Source organism: Streptomyces sp. NPDC104096, assembly GCF_055584385.1.
Genome location: NZ_JBVJMD010000046.1, coordinates 29,922 through 52,148, shown reverse-complemented (window position 1 = coordinate 52,148; position 22,227 = coordinate 29,922). Strand labels below are relative to the sequence as shown.

The 22,227-nt window shown below is 73.2% G+C and carries 18 protein-coding genes; 11 read left to right on the top strand and 7 right to left on the bottom strand.

Features of this window, described 5'->3' with window-relative positions:
- The first annotated feature begins 140 nt into the window (after positions 1–140).
- A complete protein-coding gene (locus ACZ60B_RS32860; RefSeq protein WP_469393506.1) occupies positions 141–971 on the top strand; it encodes a hypothetical protein in 831 nt (276 codons plus the stop codon).
- 21 nt (positions 972–992) lie between these two features.
- Here the strand turns inward: ACZ60B_RS32860 and ACZ60B_RS32855 are convergent, their stop codons facing one another.
- Positions 993–1,448 carry a MarR family winged helix-turn-helix transcriptional regulator gene (locus ACZ60B_RS32855; protein ID WP_469393503.1) on the bottom strand — a complete coding sequence of 152 codons (456 nt, stop codon included), beginning with the start codon at positions 1,446–1,448 and terminating at the stop codon, positions 993–995.
- Positions 1,449–1,541: 93 nt separating this feature from the next.
- On the opposite strand from ACZ60B_RS32855, the gene ACZ60B_RS32850 reads away from it, so the two are divergent.
- Entirely contained in the window at positions 1,542–3,344 is a 1,803-nt protein-coding gene (locus ACZ60B_RS32850) for an ABC transporter ATP-binding protein (protein ID WP_469393501.1), read from the top strand.
- Positions 3,345–3,387: 43 nt separating this feature from the next.
- The gene (gene mltG / locus ACZ60B_RS32845; protein ID WP_469393499.1) at positions 3,388–4,251 is read left to right on the top strand and encodes an endolytic transglycosylase MltG; all 864 of its coding nucleotides are present in this window, start codon (positions 3,388–3,390) and stop codon (positions 4,249–4,251) included.
- 12 nt (positions 4,252–4,263) lie between these two features.
- On the opposite strand, the gene ACZ60B_RS32840 is transcribed toward mltG, so the two are convergent.
- Entirely contained in the window at positions 4,264–5,340 is a 1,077-nt protein-coding gene (locus ACZ60B_RS32840) for an NAD(P)-binding domain-containing protein (RefSeq protein ID WP_469393497.1), read from the bottom strand.
- A gap of 54 nt (positions 5,341–5,394) precedes the next feature.
- On the opposite strand from ACZ60B_RS32840, the gene ACZ60B_RS32835 reads away from it, so the two are divergent.
- The 5 genes from ACZ60B_RS32835 (at position 5,395) to ACZ60B_RS32815 (ending at position 12,722) form a co-directional block, all read left to right on the top strand.
- Positions 5,395–5,817, top strand: a complete 423-nt coding sequence (locus ACZ60B_RS32835; protein WP_469393495.1) for a YjbQ family protein — start codon at positions 5,395–5,397, stop codon at positions 5,815–5,817.
- Positions 5,818–6,040: 223 nt separating this feature from the next.
- On the top strand, positions 6,041–9,286 hold the full coding sequence (gene fdh, locus ACZ60B_RS32830; RefSeq protein WP_469393493.1) for a formate dehydrogenase: 3,246 nt from the start codon (positions 6,041–6,043) through the stop codon (positions 9,284–9,286).
- A complete protein-coding gene (locus tag ACZ60B_RS32825; RefSeq protein WP_469393491.1) occupies positions 9,283–10,197 on the top strand; it encodes a 4Fe-4S dicluster domain-containing protein in 915 nt (304 codons plus the stop codon). The genes fdh and ACZ60B_RS32825 overlap by 4 nt, the downstream gene beginning before the upstream one ends.
- Positions 10,194–11,120 carry an NrfD/PsrC family molybdoenzyme membrane anchor subunit gene (gene nrfD, locus ACZ60B_RS32820; RefSeq protein ID WP_469393489.1) on the top strand — a complete coding sequence of 309 codons (927 nt, stop codon included), beginning with the start codon at positions 10,194–10,196 and terminating at the stop codon, positions 11,118–11,120. The genes ACZ60B_RS32825 and nrfD overlap by 4 nt, the downstream gene beginning before the upstream one ends.
- Before the next feature lie 63 nt (positions 11,121–11,183).
- Positions 11,184–12,722: a CYTH and CHAD domain-containing protein gene (locus tag ACZ60B_RS32815; protein ID WP_469393486.1), complete on the top strand. Its 1,539-nt coding sequence runs from the start codon at positions 11,184–11,186 to the stop codon at positions 12,720–12,722.
- A gap of 142 nt (positions 12,723–12,864) precedes the next feature.
- Here ACZ60B_RS32815 and ACZ60B_RS32810 read toward each other — a convergent pair whose 3' ends face one another.
- From ACZ60B_RS32810 to ACZ60B_RS32800, 3 genes are all read right to left on the bottom strand, one after another.
- Positions 12,865–14,616, bottom strand: a complete 1,752-nt coding sequence (locus tag ACZ60B_RS32810; RefSeq protein ID WP_469393484.1) for a SpoIIE family protein phosphatase — start codon at positions 14,614–14,616, stop codon at positions 12,865–12,867.
- 141 nt (positions 14,617–14,757) lie between these two features.
- Positions 14,758–15,438, bottom strand: a complete 681-nt coding sequence (locus ACZ60B_RS32805; protein WP_469393482.1) for a class I SAM-dependent DNA methyltransferase — start codon at positions 15,436–15,438, stop codon at positions 14,758–14,760.
- 186 nt (positions 15,439–15,624) lie between these two features.
- Entirely contained in the window at positions 15,625–16,023 is a 399-nt protein-coding gene (locus ACZ60B_RS32800; RefSeq protein ID WP_469393480.1) for a DUF5997 family protein, read from the bottom strand.
- A gap of 58 nt (positions 16,024–16,081) precedes the next feature.
- Here ACZ60B_RS32800 and ACZ60B_RS32795 point away from each other — a divergent pair, with 58 nt between their 5' ends.
- Positions 16,082–16,930: a LysR family transcriptional regulator substrate-binding protein gene (locus ACZ60B_RS32795; RefSeq protein WP_469393478.1), complete on the top strand. Its 849-nt coding sequence runs from the start codon at positions 16,082–16,084 to the stop codon at positions 16,928–16,930.
- Positions 16,931–17,037: 107 nt separating this feature from the next.
- Here ACZ60B_RS32795 and ACZ60B_RS32790 read toward each other — a convergent pair whose 3' ends face one another.
- The gene (locus ACZ60B_RS32790; protein ID WP_469393476.1) at positions 17,038–17,514 is read right to left on the bottom strand and encodes an Lrp/AsnC family transcriptional regulator; all 477 of its coding nucleotides are present in this window, start codon (positions 17,512–17,514) and stop codon (positions 17,038–17,040) included.
- A gap of 261 nt (positions 17,515–17,775) precedes the next feature.
- Here ACZ60B_RS32790 and ACZ60B_RS32785 point away from each other — a divergent pair, with 261 nt between their 5' ends.
- Positions 17,776–19,275 (top strand): FUSC family protein, encoded by a 1,500-nt coding sequence (locus ACZ60B_RS32785; RefSeq protein WP_469393474.1) that lies wholly within the window; start codon positions 17,776–17,778, stop codon positions 19,273–19,275.
- 610 nt (positions 19,276–19,885) lie between these two features.
- Positions 19,886–20,920: a lactonase family protein gene (locus ACZ60B_RS32780; protein WP_469393472.1), complete on the top strand. Its 1,035-nt coding sequence runs from the start codon at positions 19,886–19,888 to the stop codon at positions 20,918–20,920.
- 339 nt (positions 20,921–21,259) lie between these two features.
- On the opposite strand, the gene ACZ60B_RS32775 is transcribed toward ACZ60B_RS32780, so the two are convergent.
- The gene (locus tag ACZ60B_RS32775) at positions 21,260–22,183 is read right to left on the bottom strand and encodes a sirohydrochlorin chelatase (RefSeq protein ID WP_469393470.1); all 924 of its coding nucleotides are present in this window, start codon (positions 22,181–22,183) and stop codon (positions 21,260–21,262) included.
- Positions 22,184–22,227: the final 44 nt, after the last annotated feature.

The window sequence follows — 22,227 nt, the reverse complement described above, 5'->3', positions numbered from 1 at the left end:
TCCGGAGTGGTCCGACATCATCTGGATGTCACCAACTCTGGTTGAATGTCCGGAAAGTTCTACGAGGGTGGGGTGATGCGGGAGTGGCGGCGCACGACGCGCGGGAACCGCGACGGCGACCCGCGCTCCCCTCGACGGCCGTGAGGACCGGCACGGCCCGGGTGACCCGCACGGCCCTGTCGACCCTGTCGGTCCTGCCGGTGCTCGCGACCCTCACGGGCCTGCTGACCCTGTCCGGATGCGACGGCCCGGATCGGGGGAGCGGCGGGGGCGCGGGATCCGCCGCGGGCGCGGACCGCACCCCCGCAGACCCGGGCCGCACCCACCCGGACCCGGACCCCGCCCGTCCGGGCCGCACCCGCCCGGAGCGCCCCCGTGCGAGGCCCGTGGATCCGACCCGTATCCCGGGCGTCGGTGAGCGTCTTCGGCGGCGGATCCCCGCCGACTCCCGCCAGGTGGTGGTCGTCTACGGGGACGGCAGGGACTCGGCCGGTGCCACGGTCGTGCTGTACACCCGGCGCGGCTCCGTCTGGGAGCGCATCCGCGACTGGCCCGCGCACAACGGGAAGAAGGGCTGGACCACCGACCACCACGAGGGGGACGGGCGCAGCCCCGTGGGCGTGTTCACGCTCACCGACGCCGGCGGTGTCCTCGCCGACCCCGGTACCCGGCTCCCGTACACGAGATCCGCGGGCTTCGCGGCTCCGCGCTGGTGGGCCAGGTCGCACTGGCACGACTTCGACTACGTCATCGCCATCGACTACAACCGCGTCAAGGGCACCCCGCCGAACGACCCGACCCGCCCCGAGGGCGGTTCCAGGGGAGGCGGTATCTGGCTGCACCTGGACCACGGCAGCGGTACGTCGGCCTGTGTCGGCCTGTCCGGAGCGGCGATGGAGTACCTGCTGCGCACGCTCGCCCCGGAGGGGCACCCCGTGGTGGTGATGGGCGACAGGGCGCACCTCGGCTGACGCGGCACCGGGACCCGCCGTTCAGCAGTCGCGCTCCCGCGCCGGCGGCCCGTCCACCAGTGTGTCCAGCAGGCTCCCGAGCGCCTCGCGCTGGGCGCCCGTCAGCGGCGCGAGGATCTCCTGCGCGGCGGACACGCGCGCCCCGCGCAGTTCGCGCAGCGCCTCCTGGCCGTCGTCGGTGAGTTCGACGCGGATCACGCGGCGGTTGGTCGGGTCGGGGACCCGGCGCACCTTGCCGCTCGCCTCCAGTCCGTCGACCAGGGTCGTCACGGCCCGGGGCACCACCTCCAGCCGTTCGGCCAGGTCGGCCATCCGGGGCGAGGTGTCGCAGTGCGCCAGGGTGCGCAGCAGCCGGGCCTGGGCCGGTGTCACGCCCAGGCCGCGCTGCTGGAGGTGGTGCTTCTGGATGCGGTGCACCCGGCGCGTGAGCCGCAGGAGTTGCTCGGCGAGCAGGCCGTCGGGATCGGGGCTGGTCATGGGGGAACAATATCAGGACCAGGTTCATTGTGAGTATAGGTAACAATGAGCTATGCTCCCTGAATCCTCACCATCTCACCCTCCGTAGGAGCCATGCCCCGCGATCACATCGAATGGACCCCCTCTCCCGGCACCTCGACGGACCAGCCCCGCCAGGTGCGCCGCATCCTCTCCCTGTTCAAGCCCTACCGCGCCCGGCTCGCGGTCGTCGGCCTGCTGGTCGGCGCCTCGTCCCTGGTGTCCGTGGCCACCCCGTTCCTGCTGAAGGAGACGCTGGACGTCGCGATCCCCCAGGGGCGCACCGGTCTGCTGAGCCTCCTGGCCCTCGGCATGATCCTCAGCGCCGTCCTGAACAGCGTCTTCGGCGTACTCCAGACGCTGATCTCCACGACCGTCGGCCAGCGCGTCATGCACGATCTGCGCACCGCCGTCTACGGCCGGCTCCAGCGCATGTCGCTGGCCTTCTTCACCCGGACCCGCACCGGCGAGGTGCAGTCCCGCATCGCCAACGACATCGGCGGCATGCAGGCCACCGTCACCTCCACCGCGACCTCCCTGGTCTCCAACCTCACCAGCGTGGTCGCCACGATCGTCGCGATGATCGCCCTCGACTGGCGCCTGACCGTCGTCTCGCTGCTCCTGCTGCCGGTCTTCGTCTGGATCAGTCGCCGCGTGGGCAACGAGCGCAAGAAGATCACCACCCAGCGCCAGAAGCAGATGGCGGCGATGGCGGCGACCGTCACCGAGTCGCTCTCCGTCAGCGGCATCCTGCTCGGCCGCACCATGGGCCGCTCCGACTCGCTCACCCGGTCGTTCGCCGAGGAGTCCGAGCAGCTGGTCGACCTCGAGGTGCGCGCGAGCATGGCGGGCCGCTGGCGGATGGCCGTGATCACGATCGTGATGGCCGCCATGCCGGCCGTCATCTACTGGACCGCGGGCCTCGCCCTCCAGACGGGCGGACCCGGCGTCTCGATCGGTACCCTCGTCGCCTTCGTCTCGCTCCAGCAGGGCCTGTTCCGCCCGGCCGTGAGCCTGCTGGCGACCGGCGTCCAGATCCAGACCTCGCTCGCCCTGTTCCAGCGCATCTTCGAGTACCTCGACCTGCCCGTCGACATCACCGAGCGCGCGGAGCCCGTACACCTCGACCGCGTCAAGGGCGAGGTCCGCTTCGAGGACGTCACCTTCGGCTACGACGGCAAGGGCGGCCCGGTCCTCGACGGCATCGACATCACCGTCCCCGCGGGCAGCGGCCTCGCGCTCGTCGGCGCCACCGGAGCCGGCAAGTCCACGCTCGGCTACCTGGTGCCGCGCCTGTACGACGTCACGGGCGGCCGGGTCACCCTCGACGGCGTCGACGTCCGTGACCTCGACTTCGACACCCTGGCCCGCGCGGTCGGCGTCGTCTCGCAGGAGACGTACCTCTTCCACGCCTCGGTGGCCGAGAACCTGCGCTTCGCCAAGCCGGAGGCCACCGACGAGGAGTTGTACGCGGCGGCCCGGGCGGCCCAGATCCACGACCACATCGTGTCCCTGCCGGACGGCTACGACACCGTCGTCGGCGAACGCGGCCACCGCTTCTCGGGCGGCGAGAAGCAGCGCCTGGCCATCGCCCGGACCATCCTGCGGGATCCGCCGGTGCTCATCCTCGACGAGGCGACCAGCGCCCTGGACACCCGCACCGAACACGCCGTCCAGGAAGCCATCGACGCGCTGTCCGCCGACCGCACGACCCTCACGATCGCGCACCGGCTGTCCACCGTCCGGAGCGCCGACCAGATCGCGGTCCTGGACCGCGGGCGCGTCGTCGAACGAGGCACGCACGAGGAGTTGTTGGCGCGGGACGGGCGGTATGCCGCGCTCGTGCGCCGGGACGCCCAACTGGAGCCGACAAGCTGACGATATGCCAGGTTCGCTGGGTTTTGCGGGTTACCGTGCCCCCATGCAGATGAACACTCCGCCACGGAGATCGATTCGACTGACGCGCCGGGGCCGGATCACCCTCGTCGCGACCGGGGCCGTCGTGGCCGGCATCGCCGTGGCGGTGCCGCTGCTGAAGCTGGGTCACGACACGCCCGCCGGGCCCGCCCGGCCCGCCTCGCTGGTGATCCCGGAGGGCTGGCGGGCCGGCCAGGTCTACGACGCGGTGGACAAGGCCCTCGCCCTGTCCGCCGGCACCACCCGGCAGTCCCTGACGAAGGCCCACCTCAAGCTGCCCGGCGACGCCGAGGGCAACCCCGAGGGATACCTGTTCCCGGCGACGTACGCGCTGACCGGGAAGGCCACGCCGCAGATGGTGCTGGCGGCCATGGTCGACAACGCGAACCGCACGTTCAACAAGGCGCCCATCGCCGCCGGTGCGCAGCACAACGCGATGAACCTCTACCAGGCGGTCACCATCGCCAGCATCGTCCAGGCCGAGTCCGCGACGAGGTCCGACATGGGAAAGGTGGCCCGGGTCGTCTTCAACCGGCTGGAGCGCGGGATGCCGCTCCAGATGGACTCCACGATCAACTACGCGCTCAACCGCTCCACCCTGCGTACGACGGCCGACGACACCCGGATCGACAGCCCCTACAACTCGTACCAGCGGATGGGTCTGCCGCCGACGCCGATCGACAACCCCGGCGAGGAGGCGATGAAGGCCGCGATCAACCCGCCGCCGGGCGACTGGCTGTACTTCGTGACCGTCAAGCCGGGTGACACCCGGTTCACGGCCGACTACCAGCAGCACCTGCGCAACGTCGCCGAGTTCAACACCGCGCAGCAGAAGAGCGCGAGTCCGGCGCCCACGACCACGAAATGAGCGGTCGGGACGTCAGGCGGCGAGGGCCTCGCCGGCGAGCAGACGCCTGATGTCCCGTACCGCCGCCCGTCCGGCCCGGTTGGCGCCGATGGTGCTCGCCGACGGGCCGTAGCCGACCAGATGGACGCGCGGGTCGGCGACCGCGCGGGTCCCGTCCAACCGGATTCCGCCGCCCGGCTCGCGCAGCCGCAACGGTGCCAGATGGCCGACGGCGGGCCGGAAGCCGGTCGCCCACAGGATGACGTCGGCGGCCACGTGCCGTCCGTCCTTCCACTCCACGCCGTCCGGGGTGATCCGGTCGAACATCGGCAGCCGGTCCAGGACGCCGTCCGCCAGACCCCGCCGGATCGCGTCGTTCAGGGGCAGCCCGGTGACGGAGACGACGCTCCTCGGCGGCAGCCCGCGCCGCACCCGCTCCTCCACGAGCGCGACCGCCGCGCGGCCCGCCTCCTCGTCGAAGGGGCCCTCGCGGAAGACGGGCGGCCGCCTGGTGACCCAGGTGGTGGCCGCCGCGTACGGGGCGAGCTCCAGCAGATGCTGGGTGCCGGACGCCCCGCCGCCCACCACGACCACCCGCAGCCCCGCGAAAGCCTCGGGCCCGGGGTAGCGCGCGGTGTGCAGCTGCCGTCCGAGAAAGGTCTCCTGACCGGGAAGGCGCGGCCGGAACGGCCGGTCCCAGGTGCCGGTCGCGTTGATCAGCGCGCGCGTCGACCACACCCCGTCGGACGTCTCCACGAGCAGCCGGCCGCCGTGGCCCTCGCGCACCGCCCGCACCTCCACCGGACGTCGGACCCGCAGGTCGAAGGCCTGCTCGTAGCGGTCGAAGTACGCGCTGATCACCTCGGAGGAGGGGCGCGCGGAGTCGGCGTCCGTCAGTTCCATCCCCGGCAGCGCGTGCATGCCGTGCACCTTGCCGTACGTCAGCGAGGGCCACCGGAACTGCCAGGCCCCGCCCGGGCCGGGGGAGTGGTCGAGGACCACGAAGTCGTGATCGGGACGGAAACCGGCGCGCCGCAGGTGATAGGCACTGGACAGCCCCGCCTGGCCCGCGCCGACGACGGCGACCTCGACCTCGCGTGTGTTGTTCACGCTTCCACCAACGGGTGTGTGGTCGCGGATCTTCCCCTGGGCGAGGATGGAGACATGTCAGACGGCTTCACCACCCGAGTCCTGCGCGTCGCCTCCGGCTCCACGGAGCGGGTCGTCGACCTCACCCGTGACTGCGAGGCGTTCCTGCGGGAGGCGGCCGCCGGCCGCGACGGTCTCCTGAACATCTTCGTCCCGCACGCCACCGCCGGAATCGCGGTCATCGAGACCGGCGCGGGCAGCGACGACGACCTCCTCGCCGCCCTGCACACCCTGCTGCCCGCCGACGACCGCTGGCAGCACCGCCACGGCAGCCCCGGCCACGGCCGCGACCACGTCCTGCCCGCCATCGTCCCGCCCCACGCGACCCTGCCGGTGCTGGGCGGACGGCTGGAACTGGGCACCTGGCAGTCGGTGTGCCTGGTGGACACGAACCGGGACAACCCCGACCGCCGGGTACGGCTGAGTTTCCTGGGCTGACCTGCCGCGCGAGGCGGATTCCGGTCGTCGGCTTCACCGACGCCCGCCGGGGTACCTGGGTCTCACGCCAACCCTGAGCCCAGAGGTGGGATCACCCGTGAGCGAGCGCCCTCCGACGGACCGCCGGTGCCGCGCCCCGGTCGCGGAGGGAGTTCCGTACGGCGGCGCCGGGTGGCACGTCCGAGGTGAAGAGCAGGAGTCCGGCTGCCCGAGAGGACACGTCATGGGCGTACGCACCTGGGTCAGCGACTGGCCCGTATACCGACAGCTGACCGGATCGGACCGGCTGGGGCGCGGCCGGGCGGCCATGTCCGCACCCACGCGGCGGCTCGAGCCGCGCACCGACACCGCCGACCGGGTGGTTCCCTCCATCTGCCCCTACTGCGCGGTGGGCTGCGGCCAGCAGATCTACGTCAAGGACGACAAGGTGGTCCAGATCGAGGGCGATCCCGCCTCGCCCATCAGCCGGGGCCGTCTGTGCCCCAAGGGATCGGCCACCCTCCAGCTGACGACAGGATCGGCCCGCCGGCACCAGGTCCTCCACCGGCGGCCGTACGCGACCGACTGGGAGCCGCTCGATCTGGAGACGGCCATGGACATGGTCGCCGACCGGGTGGTCGAGACGCGCCGCCGCACCTGGGAGTGGGAGAAGGACGGACTGCGCACCGCCCGCACGCTCGGCATCGCCAGCCTCGGCGGCGCGACGCTCGACAACGAGGAGAACTACCTGATCAAGAAGCTCTTCACCGGGCTCGGCGTCGTACAGGTGGAGAACCAGGCACGGGTCTGCCACAGCTCCACCGTCGCGGGCCTCGGCACCTCGTTCGGCCGGGGCGGCGCCACCACCTTCATGCAGGATCTCCAGCACGCCGACTGCATCGTCATCCAGGGCTCCAACTTCGCCGAGGCGCACCCGGTCGGCTTCCAGTGGGTCATGGAGGCCAAGGAGCGCGGCGCCCGCGTCATCCACGTCGACCCGCGCTTCACGCGCACCAGCGCCCTGGCCGACCTGCACGTCCCGATCCGGGCCGGCAGCGACATCGCCTTCCTCGGCGCGGTGATCAACCACGTGCTCACCGAGGAGAAGGACTTCCGGGAGTACGTCCTCGCCTACACCAACGCCGCCTCGATCGTCGGCGAGGACTTCCAGGACACCGAGGACCTGGACGGGGTCTTCTCGGGACTCGACGCGGAGAGCCGGCGGTACGACCTGCGGAGCTGGCAGTACGAGGGCGTGGAGGTCCAGGCGCCCTCCGGCGACGTCGACGAACTGTACGAGGAGAAGACGAAGGGCTCGGGCCGCGCCGAGAGCCACGGCTCGGGCGGGGCCAGGACAGGCGGCCGCCCGCCCCGCGACGAGACCCTTCGGCACCCGCGCTGCGTCTACCAGATCCTCAAACGCCACTACGCGCGTTACACCCCCGAACTCGTCGAGGAGACCTGCGGAATTCCGCGCGCGACCTTCCTGAAGGTCTGCGACGCCCTGACCGCCAACAGCGGCCGCGACCGCACCAGCGCCTTCGTGTACGCGGTGGGCTGGACCCAGCACTCCAACGGGACCCAGTACATCCGGGCCGCCAGCGTCCTCCAGCTCCTCCTCGGCAACATCGGCAGGCCCGGCGGCGGCATCCAGGCCCTGCGCGGCCATGCCTCCATCCAGGGTTCCAGCGACATCCCGACCCTCTACAACCTGCTGCCCGGCTACCTGCCGATGCCGCACGCCCACGCGCACGAGGACCTGGACGCGTTCGTCGAGGCCAGCCGCACCGTCAAGGGCTTCTGGGGCAACATGCGGGCGTACTGCGTCAGCCTCCTCAAGGCGTACTACGGCGACGCCGCAACCGAGGACAACGACTTCTGCTTCGACCACCTGCCGCGGCTCACCGGCTCGCACGCCACCTACGACACGGTCATGGCGCAGCTCGACGGCGACTGCAAGGGCTACTTCCTGATGGGCGAGAACCCGGCAGTCGGCTCCGCCAACACCCGGCTGCAACGGCTGGGCATGGCCAACCTTGAGTGGCTGGTCGTCCGGGACTTCTCCCTGATCGAGTCCGCGACCTGGTGGCAGGACGGACCGGAGATCGAGACGGGCGAACTGACCACCGCGTCGATCCCCACCGAGGTCTTCTTCTTCCCGGCGGCCGCGCACACCGAGAAGTCCGGCTCGTTCACCAACACCAACCGATGGCTGCAATGGCACCACGCGGCCGTGGAACCGGACGGGGACGCCCGCAGCGACCTGTGGTTCACCTACCACCTGGGCCGTCGCATCAAGGAGCGGCTGGCCGGCTCGACCGACCCCATGAACCGGCCCGTCCAGGACCTCACCTGGGACTATCCCCTCGAAGGACCGCTGCGCGAGCCGGCCGCCGACGCGGTCCTCGCCGAGATCAACGGCCACGGTCCGGACGGCGCCCCGCTCTCCGCGTACACCGAGCTGAAGGACGACGGCTCCACCCGCTGCGGCTGCTGGATCTACTGCGGGGTGTACGCCGACGGCGTCAACCACGCCGCCCGCCGTACCCCGCACACGGAACAGGACTACGTGGCCGCCGACTGGGCCTGGGCGTGGCCCGCCAACCGCCGCATCCTCTACAACCGGGCCTCGGCCGCCCCCGACGGCACACCCTGGAGCGAGCGCAAGGCGTACGTGTGGTGGAACGGCACGGAAGGCAGGTGGACCGGCCGCGACGTCCCCGACTTCGTGCCCGACCGCGCACCCGGCCACGTACCGCCGGAGGACGCCACCGGGCCCGACGCACTGCGTGGCGACGACCCGTTCATCATGCAGGCCGACGGCAAGGGCTGGCTGTACGCGCCGGCCGGGCTGGAGGACGGCCCGCTGCCCACCCACTACGAGCCGCAGGACTCGCCCTTCCACAACGCCCTCTATCCGTCGACCCCGCGCTCACCCGTGCGGGAGCTGATGCCGCGTGAGGGCAACCGCTACCACCCCAGCGGCGACGAGCCGGGCACCGAGGTGTACCCGTACATCGTCACCACCCACCGGCTCACCGAGCACTTCACCGCCGGCGGCATGAGCCGCTGGTCCCCCTACCTCGCGGAGCTCCAGCCCGAGTTCTTCTGCGAGCTCTCCCCGGCACTGGCCGCCGAGCGCGGCCTGGAGCACGGCGGCTGGGCGACGATCATCACCGCCCGCAACGCCGTCGAGGCACGCGTCCTGGTCACCGAGCGGCTCAAGCCCCTGACGGTGCACGGCAGGACCTGCCATCAGATCGGACTGCCCTTCCACTGGGGACCCAACGGGATCGCCACCGGAGACGCGGCCAACGAACTCATGGCCATCACGCTCGACCCCAACGCCCACATCCAGGAGGACAAGGCGCTCACGGCCGACATCCGCCCGGGCCGCCGTCCTCGCGGACCCGAGCTGCCGAAACTGGTCGCCGAGTACCGGCGGCGCGCGGGAATCACCGGGACGACCGGCACGGAGGTCCGGAAATGAGCGAGTGGCACCTGCTGAGCGGCCCCGAGCCGGACCTCGCCCGTGACGCCGGGCACCCCCGACCCCCCGAACGGGTCGGCTTCTTCACCGACACCTCCGTCTGCATCGGCTGCAAGGCGTGCGAGGTGGCCTGCAAGGAGTGGAACGCGATCCCGGACGACGGACTGCCGCTGAGCGGCATGAGCTACGACAACACACGGGGGCTCGGCGCCTCCACCTGGCGCCATGTCGCCTTCATCGAGCAGAAGGTGCCCGCGCCGGAGGGACGCACCGAACTCACCCTGCTCGACGGGGCGCCGACGACCTCCGCACCCCCGGGGACACCGGACGACATGCGCTGGCTGATGTCCTCGGACGTCTGCAAGCACTGCACCCACGCGGCCTGTCTGGACGTCTGCCCCACCGGCTCCCTGTTCCGCACGGAGTTCGGCACCGTCGTCGTCCAGGAGGACATCTGCAACGGCTGCGGCTACTGCGTGCCCGCCTGCCCGTACGGGGTGATCGAGCAACGCCAGGACGACGGCCGGGCCTTCAAGTGCACCATGTGCTACGACCGGCTCGGCGCGGGACAGGAACCCGCCTGCGCGAAGGCCTGCCCCACCCAGTCCATCCAGTTCGGCCCCCTGGACGAGCTGCGCGAACGGGCCGCCCTGCGGGTGGACCAACTGCACGAGCAGGGCGTCGAGGAGGCGCACCTCTACGGACACGATCCGCACGACGGAGTCGGGGGCGACGGAGCGTTCTTCCTGCTCCTCGACAAGCCGGAGGTGTACGGACTGCCGCCCGACCCCGTGGTGACCACCCGCGACCTGCCCGCCATGTGGAAGCACGCGGGCGCCGCCGCGCTGTCCCTGGCCGGCGGCATCGCACTCGCCTTCGCGCTGGCCGGACGGACCGAGGGGGCACGATGACCAGGACCCGGCAGCGCCGGGGCGAACAGCTCATGGTTCCGCCCGCGGACTTCGACTCCTACTACGGCCGTCCGATCGTCCACGCCCCGTCCTGGGAGGCCCGCGACATCGCCGGATACTTCTTCCTCGGCGGGCTCGCCGGGGCGGGATCGGTGCTCGCCGCCGGGGCCCAGCTGACCGGACGCCCCCGTACCGCCACCGCGATGAAGGTCTCCTCGCTCGCCGCCGTCTCGCTGTCCGCCGCCGCCCTCGTCCACGACCTGGGCCGACCCTCCCGGTTCGCCAACATGCTGCGGGTGTTCAAGCCCACCTCACCGATGAGCATGGGCTCCTGGCTGCTCAGCGCGTACGGCCCCGCCGCCGGCGCGGCCGCGCTCAGCGCGGTCACCGGGCGGCTGCCCAGGGCCGGCGGCGCCGCGACCGGCGCCGCCGCGCTGCTCGGACCCATGCTGGCCTCGTACACCGCCGTGCTGGCCGCCGACACCGCCGTCCCCGCCTGGCACGGCGCCCACCGGGAACTTCCCTACGTGTTCACGGCGTCCGCGACGGCCGCCGCCTCGGGAATGGCGCTGATCGTCGCGCCACCGCGCGAGAGCGGTCCCGCCCGCTGCGCGGCGGCGCTGGCCTGCGTGGCCGAGACCGTGGCGTCCCGGGCCGCGGAGCGACGCCTGGGCATGGTCGCCGAGACCTGGCGCGAAGGCCGTGCGGGGACGCTCATGCGCGCCGCGCGGGCCCTGACCCTGGCGGGCGGCGCGGCCGCGGTACTGGCCGGCGGCCGCAGTCGGCCGGTCGCCGCGGCCGCGGGGCTGGCCCTGCTCGCGGGGTCGGTCTGCACCCGCTTCGGGATCTTCGCGGCGGGCATCGCCTCCGCCGAGGACCCGAAGTACACCGTCACACCTCAGCGGGAAGGAGGGGGAGGGTGACCCCGACGGCCCGGGCGTCCCTCACGGACGTTTGAACCGCGCTGTCGTGTGCACGCGCCCGGTATGACCCGTTCGAAGCGAGAGACAGAGCGAAAATACGAAGCCCCGCCGACCGAGGACCCCTCCTGGCTGCCGGACCTCACCGGCGTCGACGGCGTCGCGTCGGTCGTGGACAAGGGCGTCGACGAACTGGACGCCGTGTACTGGGACACGGCCGACCTGCGCCTGGCCGGGGCCTCGGCGACACTCCGGCGAAGGACCGGCGGAGCCGACGCGGGCTGGCACCTCAAACTGCCCCTGTCCGGGGACAGCCGGGAGGAGGTGCAGGCCCCGCTGTCCGACACGGTCCCGGAGACCCTGCACGACCTGGCCCTCTCCCGCACCCGAGGGGCGGAACCCGGGCCGGTGGTCCGGATCCGGACCACCCGGAGCACACGCCACCTGGTCGACGCCGAGGGCACGGTCCTCGCCGAACTGACCCTCGACCGGGTGCACGCCGAGTCCCGGACCGCCACGACCGCACCGGTCGCGTGGACCGAGCTGGAGGTCGAGCTCGCCGAGGACACCGATCCCGGGCTGCTCGACCTCGTCGAGGAGACGCTCCGCAAGAACGGCATCGACCGCGCCGGCCACGCGTCCAAACTGGCCCGGGCACTGGAGGGCACCGGAACGGGAGCGCCGCCCCGGCCGCACGGGCGGGCCGAGGGCGTCGAGGCGGGCTCGGCCGCGGACGCACTCCTCACGTACCTGGACGAGCAGGTGACCGCCCTGGTCGACGCCGATCCCGCGGTACGCCGAGGCCTGCCCGACTCCGTGCACCAGATGCGCGTCACCTGCCGGCGACTGCGCAGCACTCTGCGGTCCTACCGGTCGGTGCTGGCCCGTGAGCGCACCGATCCGATCCGCGACGAGCTCAAATGGCTCGGCGGGGAACTGGGCGCGGAACGCGACCAGGAGGTCCTCATGGAACGGCTCGGCGCGCGCGTCGAGGCCTCGCCGACCGAGCTGGTCCTCGGGCCGGTCGACGCCCGGTTGCGGGCGTGGCACGTCGCCCGCGCCTCGGCGGCCCGGCAGCGCACCCTCGACACCCTGCTCTCACCCCGTTACCTGGCCCTGCTCGATGCGCTGGCCGACCTCACGCGGCAGCCGCCCCTGCGGAGCAAGGCCGCTCGCAGGCCGGAGAAGGTGATGGCCAAGGCAGTGCTCAAGGAGTACGCGCGACTGGCCCGCCGGGTGGCACACGCGCTGGAACTCTCCCCGGGCCCGGACCGCGACGCGGCCCTGCACCAGGCCCGCAAGGCGGCCAAGAAGACCCGGTACGCCACCGAACCGGCGCGCGGCTCGCTCGGCAAGCCCGCCCGACGGTTCGGCAAGCGCGTCAAGGCCGTGCAGCGGCTGCTCGGCGAGCACCAGGACAGCGTCGTCGCGCGCGAGGCACTGCGGAACCTGGCCCTGGCGGCGCACGCGGCGGGAGAGTCCGCCTTCGCCTGGGGCCTGTTGTACGGCCAGGAGCAGGCCGCGGCGCAACGGTGCGAAGAGGAGCTGCCGGCCGCCTGGGCCGACGCCTCGAAGCCCGGCCTGCGCGATGCGCTCACCCACTGAGGGACGACTCCCGGCGGTGCCGTCGCGCGGTCGGGCCGGGCCGTCGAGGAACGCCGGGCCTTCCACGGGGCGGGGCTCGGCTGCCCGGATCATGGGTCGGAGCCGGCCGCTCGAATCACGGGTCGGGGTTCGGCTGCCCGGATCAGCTGTCGGGGATCGGCTGCTCGAACCAGACCACCTTGCCCACGCTGAGCCTGGTCGAGCCCCAGCGCCGGGCGATCTGGTTGACCAGGAACAGACCGCGCCCGCCCTCGTCGTCGAGGTCGGCGCACCGCATCCTGGGCGCCTGGGGGGAGTCGTCGGTGACTTCGCAGCGCAGCACGTCGGTGCGCAGCAGCCGTAGCGAGATGGGACGGGAGGCGCAGCGCACGGCGTTCGTGACGACCTCGCTGACCATGAGTTCCGTCGGTTCCAGCAGGGATTCGAGCCCCCAGCGCCGCAGGGTGCGATGGGTCAGCCGACGCGCCTGCCCGGCGGTGCGCGGGTGCGGTTCCAGGAACCAGTACCTGACGCTGTCCTCGGGGAATCCCTCGAAGCGGGTGGCGAGCAGCGCGATGTCGTCGTCCCGGGTGCGCGGGCCCAGGGTGCCCAGCACCTGGTCGCACAGCGTTTCCAACGAGGGCACGGCGATCCCTTGCCCCCTGGCCCGGGGCGGCGCCTGGAGATGGGCGCGCAGCGCCTCGACGCCCGAGCCCACGTCCTGGTCGCGGGACTCGACGAGACCGTCGGTGTACTGGAGCAGCGTCGCTCCCCTGGGCGCGGGCAGCTCCACGCACTCGAAGCAGACACCGCCGACGCCGAGCGGGGCGCCCGGCGGGACCCGCAGCACCTCCACCCGGCCGTCCGGCTGGAGCAGCAGCGCGGGCGGGTGGCCGGCGTTCGCCATCAGCATCCGCTGGGAGATCGGGTCGTAGATCACGTAGAGGCAGGTGGCGATGTGGTCGCTGCCCAGGCGCTGGGCCTGTTCGTCGAGGTGGTGCAGGACCTCGTCCGGGGGCAGGTCGAGCCCGGCGAGGGTCTGCACGATGGTGCGCAGCTGGCCCATGATCGCGGCCGACGTCATGGAGTGGCCCATGACATCGCCGACGACCAGGGCGATCCGGTTGCCGGGCAGCGGGATCGCGTCGTACCAGTCGCCGCCGACCTGCGCGGTCTTCGAGGCGGGCAGGTACCTGCTGGCCAGCCGGACACCGGTGGGCTCGGGCAGCGACGGGGGGAGCATCGTGTGCTGGAGCGTGTCCGCCACGGAGGCCTCGTGCCCGTACATCACCGCCTTCTGGACGCCGAGGGCGGTGTGGGTCGCGAGCTGCGAGGCGACGAGCTGGTCGTCGCCGGTGAACTCGGGCCGGCCGGAGCCGCGCAGCAGTACGACGCTGCCCATGATGTGGTGGCGGCCGTGCAGCGGGGCGATGATCAGCCGTCGGCCGGACGGCAGGGCCCCCGGCGCGCCGGCCACGGGCCCGAGCAGCTCGGTCACCGCCGGGGCGATCCCCGGCGTGTCGCCGAACGCCGGCCGCCCGGACAGCAGCAGCCGCGCGAGCCGGCCGGAGACGGTGAGGTGCACCCGCTCGGTGAGGTCCGAGCGCCGGGGGAGCTCGTCGGTCGGGGAGGGCGCGGACCGGCCGGCCCTCGGCGGGTCCGGCGTCCGGTCGATGCTGTGCAGTTTCAGCACGCCGGGCGCGGGCATCTTCTCGTCCCCGACCGGCAGGGGATCGTGCAGATGGATCAGGATGACGTCCGCGAACGCGGGCACGGCCGCCCGGCGCAGTTCCCGGAGCGTCTCGTCCAGGTCCATCCCGCCGGCGATGCGCCGGGTCGCCACGTCGAGGTACCGCAGCCGGTCGGTCTGCGGTCCGGCCCCGACCGGCAGCGGGTCCAGGGTGTGTTCCGCCACGGCGCGCTCCCTCGTCCCGTCCAGCAGGTCGCCGGAGGCCCGGCCGGCCTGGGCGGGGCCTTGATGAGAAGTGCGTTGCTTCGTCACACGTTTCGTCCCGTTCAGGGGGTGCCGCGGTCCGCGGTGCCGCCTCGTGTCTGGTCAGTCACGGCGTCGGCAGCAGAGGAACACCTGCTCCTCGGGCGGTACGTCGGCGACCGCCGGGGCGTAGGTGTAGGACGATTCCCTCAGGATCTCGAAGCCCCCGGCCTCGATGACCTCGTACAGTTCCTCCCGCAGGTAGCCGGAGACCCTGATCGTGTTTCCGAGGAACGGGATGGCGAAGTCGTCCACGTCGGCCTCCACCATCGACAGGACGAACAGACCGCCCGGCACCAGCAGGTGCCGGACCGTGCGCAGCGCCAGGGGGATCTCGGCGCGCGACAGCATCAACAGGGAGAAGAAGGCCGCGACGGCGGCGAAGCGGCCCAGGTCGCGGGGACCGCCCGGCCTGAGGTCGGCGAGGTCCAGCCGATGGAAGGCGGCACCGGGGACGTTCGCCCGGGCGAGCCGCAGCATCCCGGGGGAGAGGTCGACGCCGACGGCCTCCAGACCGGCGTCCGCCAGCTGGCGCGTGGTCGGCAGGCCGGTGCCGCAGCCCAGATCGAGCACACGCGAACCCGCGGGCAGGGAGGCGATCAGCCAGGCACCGGCGGACAGCTGGCCGTCCTTCTGCCGGAACGCCTCGTCGTAGCGGCTGCCGATCGCGTCGAAGGCCTCGGCCTGACCGGTGCGGTCGATCCGGATCAGCCCGTAGTCGGTCGCGTACGTTCCCTTGACCATGAAAGTCACCCTTCATCGGGCATAAGGGATTATTTCACAGTCGAGTGAATCGGGGTCACGGGAGCCGGACCGGGCGAACCGGGCACGGGAGCCAGGGCGCGGGCGCGCGGGAGCCGGGGCACGGAAGTCCTCCGGATCCCCGCGCGGGACTCACGGTGGCGCCCGGTCGTCACCGGTCCGCGGACGTCAGGAACGCGTCTCCCGCTCGGTGCGCTCGGCGTCCCGCTTCTTGATACGGGCCGTCTCCTTGCGCACCTCGGCCTGCGTGGAGCGCTCCTTCTCCAGCCACTCGGGCCGGCTGTCCTTGAGCGCCGAGATCTGCTCGGTGGTGAGGGCCTCCGTGACCCCGCCGCGCGCCAGACCCGCGATGGAGACGCCCAGCTTCGCCGCGACCACCGGACGGGGGTGCGGGCCGTTGCGGCGCAGCTCCTGAAGCCACTCGGGCGGGTTCACCTGGAGCTCGTTCAGTTCGGCGCGCGTGACGACACCCTCCTGAAACGCGGCGGGCGTGGCGGGGAGGTACACACCCAGCTTCTTCGCCGCCGTGGCGGGCTTCATCGTCTGGGTGGTCTGGTGCGACTTCATGCAGTCCAGACTATCGGCCCGGGGCGAGACGTCCGACCACAGCCGGTAGCCTGGCGGGGTGACAGGCTCGGAAGAATCCCCCTCGTTCCGGCTCGCGTACGTCCCCGGGGTGACACCCGCCAAGTGGGTGCGGATCTGGAACGAGCGCCTGCCCGACGTCCCGCTGACCCTCCTCCAGGTACCGGCCGCCCAGGCATCCGATGTGTTGCGCGGCGGCGACGCCGACGCGGGCGTCCTGCGCCTGCCGGTCGACCGTACGGTGTTCAGCGCGATCCCCCTCTACACGGAGACCACGGTGGTCGTGGTCCCCAAGGACCACCTCCTGACCGCGGCGGACGAGGTGACCCTGGAGGACCTCGCCGACGAGGTCGTCTTCCATCCCCTCGACGACGTCCTCGGCTGGGAGCGGCCGCCGGGGCAGCCGGCCTTCGAGCGTCCGGCGACCACGGAGGACGCCGTCGAGCTGGTGGCCGCGGGAGTGGGCGTCCTGGTCGTCCCGCAGTCGCTGGCCCGCCTGCACCACCGCAGGGACCTCACCTACCGGCAGGTCGCCGACGCCCCGCAGTCGAGCGTCGTCCTGTCCTGGCCGGAGGAGGCCACCACCGACCTCGTCGAGGACTTCATCGGCATCGTGCGCGGCCGGACGGTCAACAGCACCCGTGGCCGCGCCTCCTCCTCGCGGGATCCGAAGAGCGAGCGCGGTGCGACGGCCGACGCGCGCCGCAAGCCGAACGAGGGCAAGTCGGCCGGCCGGACGGCGGCCGGGGCGACGGGCAGGTCCGGCGGCAGGTCCACGGGCGGCGCCGCGAAGAAGGCCGGCGGCACCGCGCGCGGCGGCCGCTCCGGCAGCCCGAAGAGCGGCGGCAGCGGTGGCGCCAAGCGAGGCCGGCCCCGCCGCCGCTCCTAGCGCCTGCCCCGCCGCTCCTAGCGCCTGCCCCGCCGCTCCTAGCGCCTGCCCGGCCGGGGCTCCGGGCGCCGGCCCGGCGGCCGATCCTGGCACCCGCCCGGCCGGGGCTACTTCCCCGCCGCGCGGCCGATCGACTCCACCAGCGGCAGCAGCCGGTGCGGCACCCGCTCGCGCAGCGCGACCTCCGTGCGGGTACGGACCACGCCCGGCAGGCTGATCAGCTTCTGGATCACGTCCTCCAGGTGGGCGTTGTCGCGCGCCACCACCCGGGTCATCAGATCCCCGCCACCAGTGATCGAGAACGCCTCGACGATCTCCGGTACGCCGGCCAGCTCCTCGCCGATGTCGTCGAGGTGGCCCTGGGTGACCTCGATGTGCACGAACGCCAGGACCGGATGACCGAGCGCGGCGGGGGACAGCGCCGGCCCCGTGCCGGTGATCACGCCGTCGCGTTCCAGCCGGTCCAGACGGGCCTGGAGCGTGCCGCGCGCGACTCCCAGGACCCGGGCGTACTCGCGCACGCTGGTGCGCGGCTGTTCGAGCAGCAGCCGCAGGATGCGGGTGTCGAGCTCGTCCACTGCCATGGTGCCCGGCCTCCTCGTCGGCATTCGATGATCATCTACGACTGTACCAATGGCACACGAAGCCGCATACGGGGTGGACCGGACGACATGGTCCGTTGGTCTCGCCGTGGATCGGTCGCGCCCGCCCGTACTGCGCCAATGGCACAGTGGGACGGACGTCACTTGAGCCAGTGGCGGCGGGGATGCTCTCATGGACACGTCGATGGCGCTGCGGATCCCGCGGCGCCTTTTTCATGCCGTTTCCGAGGGGGCGACAAGCAAGTGCTGAAGAGGGTGTTCATGGCTCCGGACCCGGGGCGCGTGCGGCTGCGTTTCGCCGCGCGGGCGGTCCTCGGCATCGGACTCGCGGTCCTCGGCTGCCAACTGGCCGGGAACCCCCTCGCGGGCACCGTCACCGGCGGCCTCGCCGCACTCCTCGCCCTGTTCACCGTCACCGACGCCACGGTCCGCGGCCAGGCGGTCACCACCGCGCTGCTGCCCGCCGTCGGCCTGCCCGTCCTCACCGTCGCGGCGGCCCTGCACGAGCATCCGGTCGCCCGCGACCTCGCCTTCCTCGCCGTGGTCGGCGCGGGCGTGTACGCGCGCCGCTGGGGGCCGCGCGGCCACAGCCTGGGCGTGTTCGCCTTCATGACCTTCTTCGTCGCGCAGTTCCTGCACGCGACCGCCGCACAGCTGCCCCGGCTCTACGCCGCCGTGCTCCTGTCCGTCCTCACCGCGGCCGCGGTGCGCTTCGGACTGTGGTGCTACGAGCGACGCCTGTCCCCGGCCGCGGTGCCCGCCCCGCCCGGTGCCACCGGGCTGGCCCGCGTGACCACCCGCCAGGCGGTCCAGGCGACCGCGGGCGCGGGCTTCGCGCTGGTCGTGGGACAGCTGGTGTCCGGGCAGCGCTGGTACTGGGCCGTGGGCGCCACCTGGTGGATCTTCGTCAACACCGCCTCGCGCGGGGAGACGCTGGTACGCGGCTTCCGGCGCGTCCTCGGCACGGTGATCGGCATCGGCCTCGGCCTGCTCGTCGCCCTCCCGGTGCACGGGGCGGCGGTGCCCACGGCCGTGCTCCTCGCCGTCTGCGTCTTCGGCATCTTCTACACCGCCGCCGTCTCCTACACCTGGATGATGCTCTGGGTGACGCTCATGGCAGGGCTGCTGTACGGGCTGCTCGGCGTGCTCAGCCCCGGCCTCCTCGCGCTGCGGCTGACGGAGACCGGTGTCGGGGCGCTCGGTGCCGGACTCGCCGTGCTCTTCGTGCTGCCCGTCACCACGCACGCCGTCACCGACGCGTGGATCCAGCGCGCGCTGCGCTGCGTCCACCTGTGCACCGCGGAGGCCGCCGCCCGCCTCTCCGGAGCGGACCACGTCGACCCGGCCCGCCGCGTCGGTGAACTGGAGCAGCTCCTCGGCCGGGTACGGCTCTCCGTCGCCCCGCTGGTGCATCCGCTGAACCCGATGCTCGGCCGCAAGCGGCGCGCCCGCCAGGTGCTCGCGCTGCTCGACGACTGCGCCCGCGAGATCCGCGGACTGGTCGCCGTGGCCGCCGACCCGGAGGCCTCGCACGACGCCCGGCTGGCCGCCGCGTGCTGGCGCGTGGAGGCCGCGGTGGAGGCGCTCACCGAGCGCGGCGACGACGGCGCGCGGCCGCCGTCCGCCATCGCCCAGCCGCCGGCCGAGCCCGCGCTGGCCCACCTCCACGGCCTGGAACGGGCCCTCGCGGAACTCGCCGCGCCCCTGCGCACGCCGTCCGGGTCACCGCTGGTCGGCGCCTGAGAGGACGGAACGCCCCGCGAGGGGGCGCGACGGCCTGCGGGTCGGAGCGGCCCCCGGGGTGGGGCGACCCGGGGTGGGGCCCCCTGGGTAGAGCGGTCTGCGGATCGGGGCGGCCCTCGGGTCGGGGCGCCCCCGGGTCGCGGCGGCTTGCGGGGACCGGCTCGGGCGCGACCCGCTTCGATGCTCCAAACGGTCGTACGCGGTGCGGGTCGTGGCGGGTCGAAGCCGTCCTCGGAGCCACCTCGTGAGTCGCCAGGAGAGGGCCCGACCGCTCGGCCGCCAGGCGCAATGATCCGTACCGGCTCCTGCGCGCGACTCGCGGGGCGGCCTCGCACCCACCGCGCGGACGGCGCCCGGGGCGACCGCTCGATCCGGCCCGACGCGCCTGGTCAGGACTGTCCGGACGGTTCGCCCGGCGAGCTCGCCCGACACTCCGCGGGCCCCGGTCCTGGCGGCCTGCCCGGAGTCGTCCGCGGGTGGTCGTGCGGTGGGGCGCGCCCGGCCCGCCGGCCCGCGCCGGGCACGACGGCGGACCGGAGATTTGGTCTAGACCGCTGACGATCGACTGCTACCGTCGCGTCCGACAGATGCGGACGAGAGGGGACCAGCGGTGACAGACGGCGGCAGGCGGCGGCAGCGGGCGTTCATCGGGTCGTTCACGGCGGCCGGGGGGCCCGGGCTGGTGACGGCGGCCGTGGACGCGGCCGACGGCGCGCTGACGGTCCTGAACAGCGTGGACGGCCTCCCCGACCCCTCCTACCTGGCCCTGTCGCCCGACGGGGGCACCCTGTACGCGGTGAGCGAGACGACCGAGGGCGCGGTGGCCGCGTATCGCGTGGACGGCGACAAGGTCGTGCAGGCGGGGCCGCCGGTCCTGGTCGGCGGCAGCGGGCCCACCCACCTCAGCGTCTTCGACGGACACGTCCTGACCGCCAACTACGGCTCGGGCAGCGTCAGCGCCGTGCCCGTCCGCCCCGACGGGACCCTTGCCGCCGCCGCGTCCGGGATCCTGGAGCACACCGGTTCCGGTCCGCACACACGCCGCCAGCAGGGGCCGCACGCCCATCAGGTGCAGCCCGACCCGAGCGGCCGGTGGGCCGTGAGCGTCGACCTCGGAACGGATTCCGTACGGGTGTGCACACTGGCCGACGGCATGCCCGTACTGCACCGGGAGAGCGCCCTGCGGCCCGGCTCCGGCCCGCGCCACCTCGCCTTCCATCCCGACGGCTCGTACGCCTACGTGCTGAACGAACTCACGCCGACCGTCACCGTCTGCCGCTGGGACGCCGCGCACGGCTCGCTGAGACCGCTGGCCGAGACCCCGGTGCTGTCCGGTGCCCCCGCGGGCGACGCCTACCCCTCCGGCATCGCCGTCTCGCCCGACGGGCGCTTCGTGTGGACCGCCACCCGCGGCGAGGACGTGCTGTCCGCGCTCGCCGTCGAGGGCGAGGGGCTGCGGCTGGTCGGCACGGTCCCCTGCGGCGGGCACTGGCCCCGCGCGCTCGCCGAGTCGGACGGATTCCTGTACGTCGCGAACGAGCGGTCCGGTGACGTCACCTGGTTCTTCGTCGACCCGGAGACCGGCCTGCCGCGGCACGGCGGCGGCGTCGAGGTACCGGCGGCCTCCTGCGTGATCTTCGGCTGAGGGCCGGCGGCGACCCCTGCGTGCCGCCGGGGTGGCCGAGGACCGGCGGGACGGCGAGGACCGGCGGGACGGTGCCTGGGACCGGCCCGAGCGCACCAGGGACGTGCCTGGGGCGCATCGGGGGCGGATCAGGGACCCGGAGGGGCTCTGTCGGGTGGCAGGACATCTGAGCGTCGGGACGGCACGGTGGCGCCATCCCGGGCTCAGGGCGGGGCCCTGTGTCCGGTCCGCCTGGAGCCCCCTTCCCGGCGGACCGGGCAGCCGGGACCGGCAAAGCGGAAGGGCCCGCTCCGGCGTACGGAGCGGGCCCTTCCGGTGGGTCGCGATCGGGTGCCCGGGTCAGCGGGCCGGCGTGCCCTGCGGCTGCTGCGGGGCGATGCCCAGCGCCGAGGTGTACTGGGCCAGGGCCAGCTTGCCGATGGCCGGGTAGGGGCCGAGCGCCTCGGCGGCGGAGCAACCCGCCTCCTCGGCCGCGTCCGCCACCAGGGCCGCGTCGATCTCCGGGCCGATCAGGTAGGGCGCCAGCGCCAGCTGCTGCGAGCCCGAGGCGCGCAGCTGCTCGGCGACGGAGGCGATCGAGCCCTCCTGGTCGAGGGCCGCGGCGATCACCGGCACGGCCAGGCGCGCGGCGAGCAGCATGCCGGTGATCCCGGCGGCCTGCACGGCCTCCTCGCCACCGACCGAGGCCAGGATGATGCCGTCCGCGGCGGTGGCCACGGTGAACAGGCGGGCGCGGTCCGCGCGGGCCAGACCCGCCTCGGACAGACGCACGTGCAGCGCCTCCGCCAGCAGCGGGTGCGGGCCGAGGACGTCGGTCAGGTCGGCGGCGATCCGGCTCTCCATCACGGCCTGGCGGACCTGGCGCAGCAGGGCGCCGTCCGGACCGGCCAGCAGGGGCACGACGACGGCGACGGGGCCGTCCGGCTCCTTGACCTCGAGGCCGGCGGCGAGGGCCTGCTCGTAGCGGGCGGTGCGCTCTTCGGCGGCGTGCGTGAGCACGGACTGAAGGGTCGGGAACTCCGCGTCGTCCCCGTCGAGGTAACCGATGCGCGCGTCGAGGCCGGGGAGCTCGGAGCGGGCGATGCTCACGACCTCCTCGGCGAGTCCACGGGTGGCGGTACCGGGGGTGCCCGGCACGGCCAGGACAAGCGCGGGCGCGCCTTCGGGAGCCGCCAGGGGCTCGGGTCGCCGGTGCCGCCCAGGCTGGCGGGGGCGCGGCATTCGTACAGGCAGGCCGGACGCGGGCCCAGTGGGGGAGCTCATGGCGCCGCATGTTACTGGCTTACCGGGTTCCCCTGTTCGGGGAG